The sequence below is a fragment of the Mycobacterium sp. E183 genome, from assembly GCF_001667735.1.
Taxonomy (GTDB): domain Bacteria; phylum Actinomycetota; class Actinomycetes; order Mycobacteriales; family Mycobacteriaceae; genus Mycobacterium.
In genome coordinates this window covers 1-16,515 of sequence record NZ_LZJN01000084.1, presented here as the reverse complement: position 1 = coordinate 16,515, position 16,515 = coordinate 1, and the positions used below count along the sequence as shown (strand labels likewise).

The following is a 16,515-nucleotide window of genomic DNA, read 5'->3' as shown; positions in this document are numbered from 1 at the left end:
CACGCGATTTTGTGTCTGCTCGCGCCAACTACTGCGCGCGCGGGTGGGCGCCCGCCCACACCTCGCGCAGCGCGTGCACGGTGACCATCGTGTAGATCTGCGTCGTCGTCACCGAGGCGTGCCCCAGCAACTCCTGCACCACGCGCACGTCGGCGCCGCCCTCGAGCAGGTGGGTCGCGAACGAATGCCGCAGCATGTGCGGTGAGACGCCGGACGTGATGCCGGCGCGTTCGGCGGCGTCCTGCAGCACCTGCCACGCGCTTTGCCGCGACAGTCGCCCGCCGCGCACGTTGAGAAAGATGGCCGGTGTCCCGCGGCCGCGGCGGGCCAGGTCGGGGCGCCCGCGCACCAGATAGGCATCGAGGGCCTGCACGGCGGGGCGCCCGATCGGCACCAGCCGCTGCTTGCCGCCCTTGCCGCGCAGCAACACCGACCGGGCCTTGGTGTCGACGTCGTCGACGTCGAGGCCGACGGCCTCGGAGATCCGCGCCCCGGTGGAGTACAGGAGTTCCAGCAGCGCCCGGTTGCGCAGCGTGAGCGGCCCGTCGGACGCGCCGTCGCCGCCCGCGCCCTCCAGCAGCGCCAGCACCTGGTCGATGGTCAGGCTCTTGGGGAGCCGCCGGCCCGGGGTCGGCGGGCGGACCGCGCGCGCCACGTCGAGTTCAGCGAGCCCCTCGGCGGCGGCGAACCGGTGCAGGCCGCGCACTGCGATCAGGGCCCGCGCCGCCGACACCGCGGACAGCGCCGCCGTCCCCGAGTCGGGATCGCCGCGCCGCAGCGCCACCAGGAACTCGCTCACGTCATCCTCGCCCACCTTGGCCAGGTCGTGGATTCCCCGGTCCGACAGGTGCTTCGTGTAGCGGCGCAGGTCCCGCCGATAGGAACTGAGCGTGTTCGCGGCGACGCCCCGCTCGATCGTGAGGTGGTCGAGGTAGCCCTGCAGCTGGGTGTCCAGGGCCGCCGTCGTCATCGCGCGGCCTTTCGCGCGGCGAACGCCGTCGGCTTGTCGGGCCAGGGGCTGTCCGCGGGGCGGGTCGGCATGAGTCGGGTAGTGACGACCTGGGCAGCCAGAATGCCCGCCACCGCAATGGCGTTGACGATCTCGCCGCGAAGCACCATCTCGGTGGCCTCCTCGAGCGGATACCAGCGCATCGTCATGTCGGCTTCCTCGTGATGCGCCTGCGGGCGCTCCACCTCGGTCAGGCCGGTGGCCAGGTACACCCGCACCGATTCGTCGCTGAATCCGGGAGTGGAATCGAGGTCGACGAGCACCCGCCAGTCGTCGGCCTTCAATCCCGCTTCCTCTTGCAGCTCCCGGGCCGCCGTCCGCTGCGGCGGCTCCCCCGCCACGTCGAGCAGCCCGGCCGGAAGCTCCCACAACCGGCGGCCGAACGCGTGGCGGTATTGGTAGACCATTGCGATCTCGTTGTCGGAGTTCAGCGCAACGACGGCAACCGCCCCGTAGTGTTCGACGACTTCACGAACGGCGGTGGTGCCGCCCGGCATTCGCACCTCGTCGCTGCGCAACGCGAAAATCTTTCCCGTGTACAGCGTTTCGGATGACGCCGTCTCGAATTCGTGCTCAGCCACGGGTGGCGGGCTCAGGTAGCGACTGGCCGACGCTGTCCCGCTGCTGCTGGTTGCCGTTGGAGGCGTGCTCGGGGATCTCCACCGGCAGCAGCTCGCCCGACTGGTAGTCCAGGGCCGCCCCGACGAACGCGACGAACAACGGATGCGGGCGGGTGGGCCGGCTCTTGAGTTCGGGGTGAGCCTGGGTCCCGACGACGAACGGGTGCACCTCGGGCGGGTATTCGACGAATTCCACCAGATGCCCGTCGGGCGAGGTCCCGGAGAACCGCAGGCCGCTCTCGGCGATCTTGTCCCGGTAGGCGTTGTTGACCTCATAGCGGTGCCGGTGCCGCTCGGAGACCTGCGTCGTCCCGTACGCCTGGGCCACGATCGAATCCGGCTGCAGCACCGCGGGATACGCGCCCAGGCGCATGGTGCCGCCCAGATCGGCCTGGCCCGCCACCGCGTCGACCTGGTCGGCCATCGTGGAGATGACGGGATCCGGTGTGGCGGGGTCGAATTCGGCCGAATTGGCCCCGTCCAGCCCCGCCGAGCGCGCCGCCTCGATCACGATGCACTGCAGCCCCAGGCACAGGCCCAGGACCGGCAGCCCGCGCGACCGGGCGTACCGGATGGCGCCGATCTTGCCCTCGATCCCGCGGATGCCGAAGCCGCCCGGGATCAGGATGCCGTGCACGTCACCCAGCGCCGCCGCCGCGCCCGCCGCGGTCTCGCACCCGTCGGAGGCCACCCATTGCATCTCCACCTTGGCGTGGTGCTTGAAGCCGCCGGCGCGCAGCGCCTCGGTGACCGACAGGTAGGCGTCTGAGAGCTCAACGTACTTGCCCACCAACGCGATTCGCACGGTCTCGTGCGGCTCGTGCACCCGGCGCAGCAGGTCGTCCCACTCGGTCCAGTCGACGTCGCGGAACGGCAGGTTGAGCCGGCGCACCACGTACGCGTCGAGCTCCTCGCGGTGCAGTCGCTTCGGGATGTCATAGATCGACGGCGCGTCGGGCGTGGAGATGACGCCGTCGATGTCGACGTCACACATCAACGCGATCTTGTTCTTCAGCGCTTCGGGGACGTCGCGGTCGCAGCGCAGAATCAGCGCGTCCGGGGTGATACCGATGCTGCGCAGCGCCGCCACCGAGTGCTGGGTGGGCTTGGTCTTGAGCTCGCCCGAGGGCGCCAGGTAGGGCACCAGCGACACGTGCAGGAAGAAGACGTTCTCCCGGCCCAGGTCGTGACGTACCTGGCGCGCCGCCTCCAGGAACGGCTGCGACTCGATATCGCCCACGGTGCCGCCGATTTCGGTGATGACCACGTCGGGGCGGTTGCCCTCGGCGTCGGGCTGTGCCATCGCCAGGATCCGGCTCTTGATCTCGTCGGTGATGTGCGGGATCACCTGCACGGTGTCGCCCAGGTATTCGCCGCGCCGTTCCTTGGCGATGACGGTCGAATACACTTGTCCCGTCGTGACATTCGCCGATCCGGACAGGTCGCGATCCAGGAACCGCTCGTAGTGGCCGACATCGAGATCGGTTTCGGCGCCGTCCTCGGTGACGAACACCTCGCCGTGCTGGAACGGGTTCATCGTGCCCGGATCGACGTTGAGGTATGGGTCGAGCTTTTGCATCGTCACGTACAACCCGCGGGCCGTCAGTAACTGACCGAGGCTGCTGGCGGTGAGACCCTTACCCAACGAGGACGCCACGCCCCCGCTGACGAAGAGGTGCTTGGTTGCGGATTGCGGGTGCTTTCGCACAGGCGACCTCCGTGAAGACGGGCAGGGCGTCGAATTTTGCTAGCGAATAACTAGTTGGGCCTGCCGACCCACGGAAACCCACCCTAACATCCACGACCGACGTGTCGCGGCGAACACGCCCGCTACTGGGGCACCGTGATCGACGTGGCGCCGTGACCGGTGCCGTACTGGCCCGGGTGCCCGCCGTTGATCAGGTCGTGCAGGCCCAGCACGGCGGTGATCCGGCCGGGCGCGGTGTCGACGTCGTCGACGGTGCTGACCGCGGAATTCATCGGAGCGTCGGCGCGCGTCACGGCGACGGCGGCCCCGCCGGTCGCCGAGCCGTCCCGGCCGGCCAGCAGGGTGCCCGAGCCGTGCGGCGCCATCGCGGCGGCGAACCGGGCGACGCTGACGCCCCGGTTGCCGGCGTCCTGGGGCAGCGAGCCGCCGGTGACGATCAGCGCGGCGTTCGCCGCGCCCAGGTGGTCGCTGGGCTGATAGGTGATGAATCCCGTTTCCCGCAACGCCGCCAGCACGGTGTCGCGCTGCGGTTCGTCGACGGGCGGGACCGCCGGATTGGTGTTGATCAGCAGCGCGATACCCATCAGGTCGCCGGCCTGCGAGCCCTGGTCGACGAGCTTGGTGCTCAACTGCTGACCGGCGGGCAGAACCGACGAGTTCACCACGGTCTGCAGCTTCTCCGCCGAATTGGCCTCGACGAACTCGCTTGTCAACGACACGGTTCCGGTCACCGCGCCGCCGGCCTGGCCGATGATCTTCGAGACCGAGGCGACGTCGTCGTCGTTGGCGTCCGGGGTGCGGAACACCACGACCGACTTGCCGGCGAGCGCGTCGTGCACCATCCGGCCGCCCAGCTGGGTGTCGAAATTGTTTGCCGCGCTGAGCTTTTCGTTCAGCACGTTCTTCTGGTCGTTGAGCCCGTTGATCTGGGTGTGCAGATCCCGCTTCTCGTCACGCAGGCTGGACAGCAGGGTGTCGGACAGGAAGCCGGAGCCGAGCACGACTCCCACGGCCAGGGCCAGGAAGACGGCAGCCAGCGATAACGCGTGTTGGCGGAGCGAGATCATTTCCGGCCCTAGCTCACCAGGTGGGCAACCCAGAGGGAGAAGTGGTTCCAGTAGTCGGTGACCCAGTGCACCACCACGCCGTCGGTACGCGACACCCACAGGGCGACGATGACGGCGATCAGCATCGTCAGCGCCAGCAGCGCGATGGCGCCCGCCGAGATGTGATTGCGGTACAGGGTTGCCACGGCCTTGGCGTCCACCACCTTCTCCCCCACCCGAAGCCGGGTCAGGAAGGTCGAGGGGTTGCTGTGCGCGCGGGTCCGGTCGAAGAAGGTCTCGATGTTGGCGGTGTGGCCGGCGGTCACCAGCAGCGCGGCCCCGTGGTGATCGGCCAGCAGCAGGGCCAGGTCGATCGCCGAACCCGCGGCCGGGAACGTCATCGCCCCGACGCCGAGGTCCTGGATGCGCTCCAGGCCGGGCGCGTGGCCGTCGGCGTCGGCGGGCAGCACCACCTGCGCGCCGCACTTGAGGGCGTCGGCACTGATCTGGTCGGGGTCGCCGACGATCACCTGCGGCCGATACCCGGCCTTGCGCAACACATCCGCGCCGCTGCCCACACCGAAGAGCACCGGCTGGTACTCCTTGATGAACGGCTTGAGGGACTTCAGGTCCTCCTCGGCGCTGGGTTCGTCGGCGACGATCACCACGTGCCGCCGGCGCAGGTCGACGTCGATGTCGGGGATCCCGATGCCGTCGATGAGCAGGGGGCTCTCGCTCTTGATGAACTCGATCGTGTTGCCTGCGAACGCCTCCAGATGCGCGGACAGCCCGCTCTTGGCCTCCCGCATCAGGTCGGCGATGTCGTGGTCGGTGCGCTCGGTGCCGCGGACCAGCCGCCGGTCGCCCGAGTACACCCCGCCCTCGTGCAGACGGATCTTGGCGCCGTCCTTGACCTTCTTGAAGATGTCGGGTCCGGTCTCGTCGATCAGGGTGACCCCGTTGTTGACCAGCACCTCCGGCCCCATGTTCGGGTAGCGGCCGGACACCGAGGGCGAGGCGTTGACGACCGCGGCGATATCGGCCTCCACCAAGGCGTCCGCCGTGATGCGGTCCAGATCCAGGACGTCGAGCACCACGATGTCGCCGGGGCACACCCTGCGCAGCAATCGGTCGATGTTCCGGTCCACCCGGGCGGTGCCGACGAGGCCGGGTCGGGCGGTGTTACGGGTAAGCAGGCCTGACATCTTCATGGGGGCGATTCTGTCGGTGATGCATGGAGGAGGCGTGGAGGCGCGCCGTAACATCAGCCCCAGAAGTTGACTAGAGTCCCATTAGTCACAAGCCGCTAACGGGTTGATCGCGCGAGGGTGCACAGTTGCACGGCTTCAGCGGCGTGTCGCTGTGCAAACACGACGCTCGCGCCGGCGGAGAAGGCTCCTGGGCGTTAAATCTCGTCCTTCTGAGCCGCGTCGAGCAGTTCGCGGGCGTGCGCCCGGCCGCTGTCGGACTCGCCCAGCCCGGCCAGCATCCGCGCCAGTTCGGCGACCCGCTCGTCGCCGGTGACCCGCCGCACCACGCTGGTCCCCTTGGGCCCGGCGCTATGCACCACCAGATGCACGTCGGCGTACGCCGCGACCTGAGGCAGGTGCGTGACCACGATGACCTGGTGGGTGCGGGCCAGCCGCGCCAGGCGCCGCCCGATCTGCACCGCGGCCCGGCCGCCGACGCCGGCGTCGACCTCGTCGAACACCATGGTGGTGCCCGCGGCCGAGGCGGCCAGCACCACCTCCAGCGCCAGCATCACCCGGGACAGCTCGCCGCCGGAGGCGCTCTTGGCCAGGGGAAGCTGATCCATCCCGCGGTGCGCGGCGAAACCGAACTCGACCTGATCGACGCCGTCGGCGCCCGCGCGGGCCAGTTCGCCCGACGGGAGCGCGAGCGCGGCGGGGTCGTCCTTGTCGGCGGCGACGTCGTTGCTCACGTCGATGCCGAACTGGGCGTCGGCCATCGCCAGCCCGGACAGCTCGGCGGTGACCTCCTTGGCGAGCCGCTTGGCGGCCTTGCGCCGGATGCCGCTGAGATCGATTGCGGCTTCGGCCAATTCGCGTGCCAGCTCGTCGACCCGGGTCGCGAGAGCCTGCAGGCCCTCCTCGGAGACGTCGAGCTGGGCCAGGCGTTCCCGCGACTCCCGGGCCCACCGCAACACGCCGTCGACGTCCGCGGCATACTTGCGGGTCAGCGTGCGCAGCTCGGCCTGCCGGGCCAGCTTGGCTTCCAGCGCGCTGGCGTCGACCGGCAGCTCGTCCAGGTAGGCGCTCAGTTCGCCGGCCGCGTCGGCGACGACGGTGAGCGCCTCGCCGACCTGCCCGGCCAGCGAGCGCAGCTTCGCGTCGTCGCTCGACTCGAGGGCGGCCCGGGCGCGCCCCAGGCAGTCCGCGGCGCTGTGCCCGTCGGCGCCGGCGTCGTCGGCCGCGCCGCTCAGTGCCGCGTGCGCGGTGACCGCGGCCTCGCGCAGGGTGTCCAGCTCGGAGAGCCGGACGATGTCGGCGACCAGGGCGTCGTCCTCGCCCGGTTGCGGGTCGACGGTGTCAATCTCGTTGAGCGCGAATGTCAGCCGGTCGGATTCCAGCGCCAGCTCGCGCATGCGGTTGCGGCGGTCGATGAGGTCGTGCCGCGCGGTGAGCCAGGCGTCGCGCAGTTTGCGGTAGCGCTCGAGCGCGGGGGCCGCCTTGGCGAAGCGGTCCAGCGCGCCGCGTTGCTCCTCGGGCCGCATCAGCCGCAGCTGGTCGTTCTGCCCGTGCAGCGTGAGCAGCTCCGCGGTGAAGTCGCCCAGCGACTTGGCGGGCACGCTGCGACCGCCGAGGTACGCCCGCGACGGCCCGTCGCGGCTGACCGAGCGCAGCGCGATCACGCTGCCGTCCTCGTCGCGTTCGGCGCCCGAGGCGTCCAGCATCCCGTCCAGCAGGGCGATCGCGGCGTCCTCGAGATCGGTTGTGGTGAAACGGCCTTCGACGACCGCACGGTCAGCGCCGGACCGGACGCGGGTGGCGTCGGCGCGGGCGCCGCCGAGCAGGTGCAGCCCGGTCACCACCATCGTCTTGCCGGTGCCGGTTTCGCCGGTCAGTACGGTCAGGCCGCGGTCGAACTCCCCGACCGCTGCGCTGATGGCGCCCAGCGACTCGATCCGGATTTCGGTCAGCATCTACTTCCCACGCCACCCGGTGACCGGCAACCGGAATTTGCGCACCAACCGGTCGGTGAACGGCGCGCTGTCCAGGCGCGCCCATTTCACCGGTGTGTCGCAACGCCTTACCTCGATCCGGCTACCGGCCGGGATCAGCATCTCGCGGCGGCCGTCGCAGAACACCAGCGCGTCGTGACCGTCCGCCTCGATCTCGATGGCGATGGTGGCGTCGGGGCTGGTGACCATCGGCCGGCCGAACAGCGCGTGAGCGTTGTTGGGCACCACCAGGATTGCCTCGAGGTCCGGCCACAACACCGGGCCGCCCGCGGAGAACGCATAGGCGGTGGACCCGGTGGGCGTCGACACCAGCACCCCGTCGCACCCGAACGCCGAGACCGGCCGCCCGTCGATCTCGACGACCACGCCCAGCACGCCCAGCCGCGGGCCCTTTTCCAGGCTGACCTCGTTGAGCGCCCAGCCGTGCGCGATCTCGCGCCCGCCCGTGCGCACCAGCACGTCCAGGGTCAGGCGGTCCTCGACCCGGTAGTCCTTGGCGACCACGTGGTCCAGCACCCGGTCGATGGCCTCCGCCTCGGCCTCGGCCAGGAAGCCGATCCGACCCAGGTTGACGCCCAGGACCGGGATCCCGGCGTTGCGGGCCAGTTCGGCCGCACGCAGGAACGTGCCGTCCCCGCCGAGCACCAGCACCAGCTCGCACCCGTCGGCCGCCTGCGGATCCGCGTCCACCACCTCGATCTCGACGCCCATCGCCCGGATGTCGTCGGGGGCCACATGCAGCGAGCCGCGGTCGACCGCCTCGGCGGACAACACGCGAAGCCCGATGTCGTTGGCGCCCAACACCTTCTGCACGCGGGCCGCCGTCTCGGTGGCTTCCTCGCGGCCGGTGTGCACCACCATCAGCACGGTGCGCTGCTCGGTCCCCGACGTCACTGCGGACCCTCGTCTACCGCGCGGCGCACCGCCGCCACCAACTCGTCATCCGCCAATCCCGGCTGCCCGCGAAGCAAGAGGAAATATTCGACATTGCCCGACGGGCCGGGCAGGGGGCTGGCGGTGACGCCGGCGGCATGCCAGCCCAGCTCGCCGGCGCGGCGCGCCACGGCCAGCACGGCATCGGCGCGCAGGCCGGGGTCGTGCACCACCCCGCCGGCGCCGACCTGGCCCCGGCCCACCTCAAACTGCGGCTTCACCATGGGAACGATATCCGCAGTGGGCGAAGCACATCCAGCCAGCGCGGGCAACACGGTGGCCAGCGAAATGAACGACAGGTCGGCCACGATCAGGTCGACGGGTCCCCCGATCGCCTCGAGCGTCAGGTCGCGGGCGTTGGTCCGCTCGACGACGACGACCCGCGGGTCGCTGCGCAGCGACCACGCCAGCTGGCCGTAGCCGACATCGACGGCGACGACCTCCGCGGCCCCGCGGTCCAGCAGGACCTCGGTGAACCCGCCGGTGGACGCGCCGGCGTCCAGGCAGCGTCGGCCCGCCACCGGAATCCCGAAGGTGTCCAGGGCGCCGATCAGTTTGTGCGCGCCGCGCGACACCCAGCCCCGTTCCCCGTCGTCGGCGACGGTCAGGGCCGCGGTGACCGCGACGGCGGTGCCCGGCTTGCGCGCCGGCAGCCCGTCGATGCTGACCCGGCCGGCGCCGATCAACTCCGCGGCCTGTTGACGCGATCGCGCGAGGCCGCGCCGGACCAGCTCGGCGTCGACGCGGGCGCGGCGAGACATGCGCGCACTCAGCCCTTCTCCGCCGACTCCAGCGCGGCCATCAGCACGTCGTGCGCCTCGGAGAGGCGGCGGGCGATGTCTTCGAGCTCCGTCAGCGACGGCTCGTTGTCGGGATCGTCCGGCGCCCCGGGCTCGGGCAGCCTGGCCAGCAGGGCGTCGATTTCGGCGCGGATTTCTTCAGGATCGATAGTCATTGCGCTCTTACGCTAGTCACCCGTCAGTCGCCGCGCACCAACGACCAGCGCCGCAACGCGGCGCGGGCGTTGTCATCGGCGGCCCGGATATCCACCGGGCGCCCGTCCGGCCGCGCATCCCATACCGCGCTGGCGACCGCCCGCACGATCGAGAGCCCGTCGCCGTCGTCGGGCCGGGCGCCGCTGACGGTCACCGCGTCCTCGTCGACGTCGACGCGCCAGCCCGGCTGCGGGCCGACCGCGAGTTGCTCGCCGTCGGAGTGCAGCGCGCGCAGGTCGTGGCCGATGTAGGTCGGCCGGCGCGCCGGTTCGGCGTACACCGCGTCCCGCGCCGAGCTGACGCCGGTGAGCACCATCAGGCTGGGCAGCTCGGCCGCGTTGGCGCCCTCGATGTCGGTGTCCAGCCGGTCGCCCACCACCAGGGGCGCGCGGAACTCGCCGCGGGCCGCCGCGTCGGTCAGCAGCCCGGGCGCCGGCTTGCCCGCGACCTGCGGCTCGGCGCCGGTGGCCGCCCGCAACGCGGCGACGAAGGAGCCGTTCCCGGGCAGCAGGCCCCGCTCGGTGGGCAGGGTCGGATCGATGTTGGCCGCCACCCACAGGGCCCCGGACCGGATGGCCAGCGCGGCCTCGGCGAGGTCCGGCCAGCCGATGGTCATCGAGAGGCCCTGGACGACGGCGACCGGGCCGTCGTCATAGCGCCGCACCGGGCGCAGGCCGACGGCGGCCACCTCGTCGGCCAGCGCGTCCGTGCCCACGATCAGCACCGGCGACCCCGCCGGCAACCGGTCGGCCAGCAGGCGGGCTGCGCTCTGGGCGCTGGTGGCGACGTCGTCGGCGGTGGCGGTGAAGCCGAGCTCGGTCAGGTGCGCCGCCACCTCGGCGGCGCTGCGCGAGGCGTTGTTGGTGACGAAGAAGGCGCGGCTTTGCACCTCGGCCAGCGCCTCGACCGCACCCTCGGTGGGCCGCCGGCCGCGAAACAGGGTTCCGTCCAGGTCGAGCAGCAGGCAATCATATTGGCGCGCAACGCTTGTCATCCGGAGCCCAGCTCGCTGACCCGGTCTTCGGCATCGGTGGCGCCGTCGACGTCGGCGGCGGCCGAGCGCAAAAACCATTGCAGCGCTTCGTCATTGCGGCCCAGCGCAAGCAGCGTGTCGGCGTAGGCGTAGAACAGCCGCGCTGCCGTCGAGCCCTGGCGGCCGGGGTCCAGCTGCGGCGTCGACAACACGGTCAGCGCCTGCTCGAGCTGCCCGAGGTCCGCGCGGGCGCCGGCGGCGACGATGCGCAGCTCGTCGGCGTCGTCCCCCGCGAGCTGGGCCGCCTCGGGCCCGCGCGCGAGTTCGATCGCCCGCTCCGGACGGCCAAGCCCGCGTTCGCAATCCGCGATCAGCGCGAGCAGGTTGGACTTGCTGCCCATCCTGCGGGCGGCGCGCAATTCGGCCAGCGCCTGCGCCCAGTCGCCGCAGTGGTAGGCGGCGATACCGACCGCCTCGCGAATCGCGGCGATCCGGCTGGACCGGGCCCGCGCCGCGCGGGCGTGGCTCAGCGCGGCCTCGGGGTCCTCGTCGAGCAGCTCGCCGGCGGCGACGAGGTGGCGCGCCACCGCGTCCGCCGTGGCGCGGTCCAGTGTGCTGAGCTCGCCGCGGATCTCGGGCGCCAGCTGCCGGGCTTCGACGCCCGGGGGTATCGGCGGTCCGGCGTCCGGCGTGCGGTGGCCGTCGGGCTGCTGCGGCTGGGCCGGTCGCGCCCGGCCGGGCCCCGACCAGGCGCCGGATGCGCGCGGGCGCCGTTCACCCCGCTGCCGCTGCCTGTCGTCGACCACGCAGCCGAGGATACGGGGGCGCCGCCGGCTAGTACGCCATGAGCCGGTTCTGCAGCAGCGGCGCGATCACGGCCGGGCAGTAGTTTGCGACGGCGACGATGGTGAACAGGCCGGCCGACTCGTAGCCCAGGCCGCTGCGCTTGGACATCTCGGCGGCCACCGAGTCGAAGGACTGGCCCGGCATGACCAGCATCGGGCACACCGACTCGCCCAGCGCCAGGGCGCTGGCCGGGTGGGGATAGGTGATCCCGGCGTTGGACAGCGCCATCAGGAAGGCGTTTCCCCGCATGTCGGCGCGCACGGGCGCGGCCAGCGGGGCGGCCAGGCCCGCAACGCAGGCGCCCACTCCCACGAGACGCAGCAGGGCCCACTCCACACGCCTGAGGGATGTCATCGTGACCACCCTGGCCAATGTGGGTCACAGCCGCAACACGGTGCGGTAAAGATTTGGCCATCCGGGCGTTTTGCGGGTGCGTCCCTCAGACCTTTTCGATCCCCGCGACGGTGCGCTTGCCGCGGCGCAGCACCAGCCACCGGCCGTGCAGGAAGTCCGACGGCTGCGGCGACCAGTCCTCGCTGTCGATGCGCGCATTGTTGACCGACACCCCGCCCTCGCCGATCGTGCGGCGCGCGGCCTTGCGGCTCTCGGACAGACCGCTGGCCACCAGCAGATCGACGATCCCGTCCGGGCCGCCGGGCTTGAGCTCGGCGACCGAGGCCTCGCGCAGCGCCGCCGCCAGCGTCGCCTCGTCCAGCCGGTCCAGCTCGCCCTGCCCGAACAGCGCCCGGCTGGCGTGCTCGACCGCCTCGGTAGCCGCCTCCCCGTGCACCAGCGCGGTCAGTTCCCGGGCCAGCCGGCGCTGCGCGGCCCGCTGTTGCGGGCGCTCTCGGGTGGCCTCTTCCAGTTCGGCCAGCTCGTCGGCCGACAGGAAGGTGAACCACCGCAGGTACCGGATCACGTCGGCGTCGGCAGTGTTGAAGAAGTACTGGTACCAGGCGTACGGCGTGGTCATCGCGGGGTCGAGCCACAGGCTGCCGCCGCCGGTCGACTTGCCGAACTTGGTGCCGTCGGCCGCGGTCACCAGCGGGACGGTGAGCGCGTGCACCGTCGCGCCCAGCTTCTGGCGGACCAACCGGACCCCGGCGATGATGTTGCCCCACTGGTCGGAGCCGCCGATCTGCAGCGTGCAGCCGTACCGGCGGTGCAATTCGACGTAGTCGTTGGCCTGCAGGAGCATGTAGCTGAACTCGGTGTAGGAGATGCCCTCGCCCTCCAGCCGCCGCCGGACGGTGTCGCGATCCAGCATGACGTTGACCGAGAAGTGCTTGCCGAGGTCGCGCAGGAACTCGATGGCCGACAACGGGGCGGTCCAGTCCAGGTTGTCGACGACGACCGCGCCCGTCGGCGACTCGTCGAAATCGACGAAGCGCTCCAGCTGCCCGCGGATGCGCTCGGTCCATTCGGCGACGGTGTCCGCCTCGTTGAGGGTGCGCTCCCCGACGTCGCGCGGGTCACCGATCATGCCGGTGGCCCCGCCGGCGAGCACGATCGGACGGTGGCCGGCGCGCTGAAAACGCCGCAACGCCAGCAGCGGCACCAGGTGGCCCGCGTGCAGGCTGGCGGCCGTGGGGTCGAAGCCGGCGTACACCGTCATCGGCCCACGCTGCGCCTCGGCGGCCAGCGCGTCGAGGTCGGTGGACTGCGCGATCAGCCCGCGCCAGCCCAGCTCGTCAAGGATCCCGGAAGACATCGCCAGCGACTTTAGTCGCTCCCGCGGCCACGATTCGCCCTTGCGCCGCCCGATAAGGCAAGCTCATGCGCGGCGCAGCGTCGCGCCGTCGCCTTCGGCGGTAAGTGCACCGACAACGCGGAGCGTTATGGACAACCGATACTGGCCGTTGGTCGTCGTGGTCGTGATGCTCGCCCTCGGGCTGACGCTCACGATCGACGATTTCAAGCGGGCCGCCACGCTGCGGAGGCCTTTGGTGGTTGCGCTGATCTGTCAGTCGCTGCTGCTCCCGGCCCTGTGCCTGGTCATCGCCGAGGCCTTCCATCTCGAAGCCCACCTGGCGGTCGGGCTCATGCTGATGGCCGCCACCCCCGGCGGGACGATGTCCAGCATCCTCAGCCACCTGTTCAACGGCGACCTGGCGCTCAACCTGACGCTGACCGCAATCAATGCCGTGCTGTCGATCGTCGCGTTGCCCGCGATCCTGGCGGTGTCGATGACCTGGTTTCTCGGCGGGGGTCGGTTTCTGCCGCTTCAGCTGGACAAGTTCTTCACGGTCTTCGGCCTGGTGCTCGTCCCCATCGCGATCGGCGTCGCATTTAGGCACCGCTTCCCCGAGCTGGCGCGGCGCCTGCAGAAACCGGTCCGAATACTGGCCATCGCGCTGTTGATCGTCGCGGTCCTGGGTGCCATCGCCGGAGGGCGAAAGACGCTGTGGCACAACATCGGGGTGCTCACGGCAGCCGTCGTGACGTTCTGCGCGGTCAGCCTGACGGTCGGCTACCTGGCGCCGCGCCTGATGCGGCTGGCTCCGCGGCAGGCCGTGGCGGTCAGCCTGGAGGTCGGCATGCACAACGCCGTCGTGGCGATGGGCGTCGCGCTGAGCCCCCAGCTGCTGAACAGCGCCGAGATGGCCACGCCCGCCGCGCTGTACAGCGCCGTGGCGCCCCTGCTGGCCGTGACGTTCATCGTGCTCGCGCGCCGCGTGGACCCCGCCTTCCGGGCGGCGGCGCGCCCGGACGAGCCGGCGCGCGCCTAGTCGCTGGTGCCCGGGGCGGGCGCCCGCGGGCTGCGCCGGTAGGCCGAGACCTCGGGCCGGCCCGCGAGCCACAACCGCCAGGGCCGGTCGGCGGCCTGGCTGACCCCGACGCGGGGGCCGGACGCGGCGGTGAGCGGCTCGTTGAGTTCCAGCGTTATCGGGCTGGCGGGATCGAAGAGGTCGATCCCGTTGTCGTCTATGGTGATTCCCAGCGCCGAACACAGGTTGCCCGGTCCCCGGGCGAGGGCGGCCCCGCGGACCAGCTCGCCGCGCCGGGCGCGCGCGACGTCGGTGCCGTCCTCGAGCGCGGCCGCCCGCAGCAAGACGGCCGCGGCGGTGCCGTCCGGTCCGCACGAGACGTTGGCGCAGACGTGGATCCCGTGGCTGCGGTAGGTGTACAGCCGTCCGGGAGGCCCGAACATCACCGCGTTGCGCCCGCTGATGCCGCGGTACGAGTGGGCCGCGGCGTCCGGCCACGGGCCGTCCGGGACGCCACCATAAGCCTCGACTTCGACGACGACGGCCCTGACGTCCCGGCCGGTCAGCGTGGCGCCGAGGAGCCGATGGGCGGCCGCGACGGGGTCGACTAACAGCTGGCTTGCGGCCACCCACCGAACCTACCGGCGGCGCTGCCGTGGCAATATCCCGGTGTCTTGGGACCAGTGAAGGAGCGCACGTCATGCATCCGATCGACCCCGCCGCCACCGCGTGGCTGCTGGCCAGCACGGCACTCGTCCTGCTGATGACCCCCGGCCTGGCGATCTTCTACGGCGGGATGGTCCGCACCACCGGCGTGCTCAACATGATCATGATGAGCTTCATCTCCATCCCGCTGGTCACGGTGGCGTGGCTGCTGGTCGGCTACACCATCGCGTTCTCCGAGGACGGCGCGAGCGGGTTCCTGGGCAACCTCCGCCACCTCGGGATGCTCGGGATCACCCCGGAGACCGCCCACGGGACGGTTCCCGAGCTGCTCTTCGCCACCTTCGAGGTGACGTTCGCGATCATCACGGCCGCACTGGTCAGCGGCGCGATCGCCGACCGCGCGAAGTTCGCGGCCTGGATGGTGTTCGTCCCGGTCTGGACGGTCGTCGTGTATTCGGTTGTGGCGCACTGGGTGTGGGGGCCAGGCGGTTGGCTGGCCAAACTGGGTGTGCTCGACTACGCGGGCGGCCTCGTCGTCGAGATCGTGTCCGGTTCCTCCGCGCTGGCGCTGGCGCTGGCGCTCGGCCCCCGCATCGGCTTCAAAAAGGACGCCATGCGGCCGCACAACCTGCCGCTCGTGCTGCTCGGGGTCGGCCTGCTGTGGTTCGGCTGGTTCGGGTTCAACGCCGGTTCCGCCCTGGCCGTCAACGGGACCGCCGCGGCCATCTTCCTCAACACGCTCGTCGCCGGGTGCCTCGGCATGCTCGGCTGGCTGTCGGTCGAGCAGATCCGCGACGGCAGGCCGACGACGTTCGGCGCGGCGTCCGGTGTGGTGGCCGGGCTGGTCGCCATCACGCCGTCCTGCGGCACCGTCAACACGCTGGGCGCGGCGGTCGTCGGGCTTGCGGCCGGGGTCGTGTGCTCGTTCGCTGTGAGCGCGAAATTCCGCTTCAACTATGACGATTCGCTGGACGTGGTCGGTGTGCACTTCGTCGGCGGCGTCGTCGGGGTGTCGTTGATCGGGTTGCTCGCCACGGCGGTCATGACGGCGGGCCCGCGGGGGCTGTTCTACGGGGGCGGCCTTACCCAGTTGGGCAGGCAACTGCTCGCGATCGTCGTGGTGGCGCTGTACGCGTTCACGGTGTCGTTCGTGATCGCGAAGGTCATCGACCGGGTGATGGGTTTCCGGCTCAGCCCGGAAGACGAGACCACCGGCGTCGACCTCACGCAGCACGCCGAGACCGCCTACGCCGAGGGCGTGCACGGGCACCTGCCGCTGCGCCGCCCCGGATTGGACGAGCGCCCCAACCCTTGACAACTCCTCGCCGGAGGACGATATTCATCACATGATGACTTCATCCCGTGATGAATTAATCACGACTCCGGCCGTCCGCATCGAACACCTGCGGGTGGTCCGCGGGAAACGCCCCGCCCTGCACGACTTCTCGGTGCAGATCGGGCGGGGCAGCATCACGGGCCTGCTCGGCCCGTCCGGCTGCGGCAAGACCACCCTGATGCGCTGCATCGTGGGCACTCAGATCGTGACCTTGGGGACCGTCGAGGTGCTCGGCCACCCGGCCGGGTCGGCGCCGCTGCACCGCCGGGTCGGCTACCTCCCCCAGGACCCGACGATCTACAACGACCTGCGGATCGTCGACAACGTCCGTTACTTCGCCGCGCTGTACGGTTTCGAGCACCAGGCCGCCGACGACGCGATCGAACGGGTCGGGCTGGCAGACCAGCGCGCAGGCCAGCGACACCCGGGTGCGCTGGCCGCCGGAAAGGTTGCCGCAGAACGCGGTTCGGTGG

17 protein-coding genes are annotated in these 16,515 nt (G+C 71.1%); 3 read left to right on the top strand and 14 right to left on the bottom strand.

What is annotated here, in order from left to right; translation table 11 throughout:
• Window positions 1–28: 28 nt before the first annotated feature.
• The 13 genes from xerD to tyrS all read right to left on the bottom strand — a co-directional run bounded on the left by xerD (window position 29) and on the right by tyrS (window position 13,043).
• Window positions 29–970 carry a site-specific tyrosine recombinase XerD gene (xerD, locus tag A5691_RS08485; protein WP_067750376.1) on the bottom strand — a complete coding sequence of 314 codons (942 nt, stop codon included), beginning with the start codon at window positions 968–970 and terminating at the stop codon, window positions 29–31.
• Window positions 967–1,590: an NUDIX hydrolase gene (locus A5691_RS08480; protein ID WP_068015097.1), complete on the bottom strand. Its 624-nt coding sequence runs from the start codon at window positions 1,588–1,590 to the stop codon at window positions 967–969. The genes xerD and A5691_RS08480 overlap by 4 nt, the downstream gene beginning before the upstream one ends.
• Window positions 1,583–3,337 (bottom strand): CTP synthase, encoded by a 1,755-nt coding sequence (locus tag A5691_RS08475; RefSeq protein ID WP_067750373.1) that lies wholly within the window; start codon window positions 3,335–3,337, stop codon window positions 1,583–1,585. The genes A5691_RS08480 and A5691_RS08475 overlap by 8 nt, the downstream gene beginning before the upstream one ends.
• 122 nt (window positions 3,338–3,459) lie before the next feature.
• Window positions 3,460–4,404 (bottom strand): copper transporter, encoded by a 945-nt coding sequence (locus A5691_RS08470; protein WP_067784243.1) that lies wholly within the window; start codon window positions 4,402–4,404, stop codon window positions 3,460–3,462.
• An 8-nt stretch (window positions 4,405–4,412) separates the two neighbouring features.
• Entirely contained in the window at window positions 4,413–5,594 is a 1,182-nt protein-coding gene (steA, locus tag A5691_RS08465; RefSeq protein WP_067784245.1) for a putative cytokinetic ring protein SteA, read from the bottom strand.
• 194 nt (window positions 5,595–5,788) lie between these two features.
• Window positions 5,789–7,546 carry a DNA repair protein RecN gene (gene recN / locus A5691_RS08460; protein WP_068015094.1) on the bottom strand — a complete coding sequence of 586 codons (1,758 nt, stop codon included), beginning with the start codon at window positions 7,544–7,546 and terminating at the stop codon, window positions 5,789–5,791.
• A complete protein-coding gene (locus tag A5691_RS08455) occupies window positions 7,547–8,479 on the bottom strand; it encodes an NAD kinase (RefSeq protein ID WP_082950209.1) in 933 nt (310 codons plus the stop codon). It abuts the gene before it with no gap.
• Window positions 8,476–9,279 carry a TlyA family RNA methyltransferase gene (locus A5691_RS08450; protein ID WP_068266524.1) on the bottom strand — a complete coding sequence of 268 codons (804 nt, stop codon included), beginning with the start codon at window positions 9,277–9,279 and terminating at the stop codon, window positions 8,476–8,478. The genes A5691_RS08455 and A5691_RS08450 overlap by 4 nt, the downstream gene beginning before the upstream one ends.
• Before the next feature lie 8 nt (window positions 9,280–9,287).
• Window positions 9,288–9,473 (bottom strand): hypothetical protein, encoded by a 186-nt coding sequence (locus A5691_RS08445; RefSeq protein ID WP_067750365.1) that lies wholly within the window; start codon window positions 9,471–9,473, stop codon window positions 9,288–9,290.
• 23 nt (window positions 9,474–9,496) lie between these two features.
• Window positions 9,497–10,507 carry an HAD-IIA family hydrolase gene (locus A5691_RS08440; protein WP_068015088.1) on the bottom strand — a complete coding sequence of 337 codons (1,011 nt, stop codon included), beginning with the start codon at window positions 10,505–10,507 and terminating at the stop codon, window positions 9,497–9,499.
• On the bottom strand, window positions 10,504–11,292 hold the full coding sequence (locus A5691_RS08435; RefSeq protein ID WP_082950208.1) for a tetratricopeptide repeat protein: 789 nt from the start codon (window positions 11,290–11,292) through the stop codon (window positions 10,504–10,506). Before A5691_RS08435 ends, A5691_RS08440 begins: the two co-directional genes overlap by 4 nt.
• Window positions 11,293–11,320: 28 nt before the next feature.
• Complete coding sequence (locus A5691_RS08430; protein WP_067750423.1) at window positions 11,321–11,686, bottom strand: DUF732 domain-containing protein; 366 nt, start codon at window positions 11,684–11,686, stop codon at window positions 11,321–11,323.
• A gap of 85 nt (window positions 11,687–11,771) precedes the next feature.
• Window positions 11,772–13,043, bottom strand: coding sequence for a tyrosine--tRNA ligase (tyrS, locus tag A5691_RS08425; protein WP_067750360.1), 1,272 nt, complete (start codon window positions 13,041–13,043; stop codon window positions 11,772–11,774).
• Between the two features lie 127 nt (window positions 13,044–13,170).
• Here tyrS and A5691_RS08420 point away from each other — a divergent pair, with 127 nt between their 5' ends.
• Window positions 13,171–14,061: a bile acid:sodium symporter family protein gene (locus tag A5691_RS08420; RefSeq protein WP_067784253.1), complete on the top strand. Its 891-nt coding sequence runs from the start codon at window positions 13,171–13,173 to the stop codon at window positions 14,059–14,061.
• On the opposite strand, the gene A5691_RS08415 is transcribed toward A5691_RS08420, so the two are convergent.
• The gene (locus A5691_RS08415; RefSeq protein WP_067784255.1) at window positions 14,058–14,669 is read right to left on the bottom strand and encodes a DNA-3-methyladenine glycosylase; all 612 of its coding nucleotides are present in this window, start codon (window positions 14,667–14,669) and stop codon (window positions 14,058–14,060) included. The two genes, A5691_RS08420 and A5691_RS08415, sit on opposite strands and share 4 nt — an antisense overlap.
• A gap of 71 nt (window positions 14,670–14,740) precedes the next feature.
• On the opposite strand from A5691_RS08415, the gene A5691_RS08410 reads away from it, so the two are divergent.
• Window positions 14,741–16,021 carry an ammonium transporter gene (locus A5691_RS08410; protein ID WP_067889175.1) on the top strand — a complete coding sequence of 427 codons (1,281 nt, stop codon included), beginning with the start codon at window positions 14,741–14,743 and terminating at the stop codon, window positions 16,019–16,021.
• A 31-nt stretch (window positions 16,022–16,052) separates the two neighbouring features.
• Window positions 16,053–16,515 (top strand): ATP-binding cassette domain-containing protein (locus A5691_RS08405; protein ID WP_156675502.1); only part of this gene is annotated, 463 nt, incomplete at its 3' end.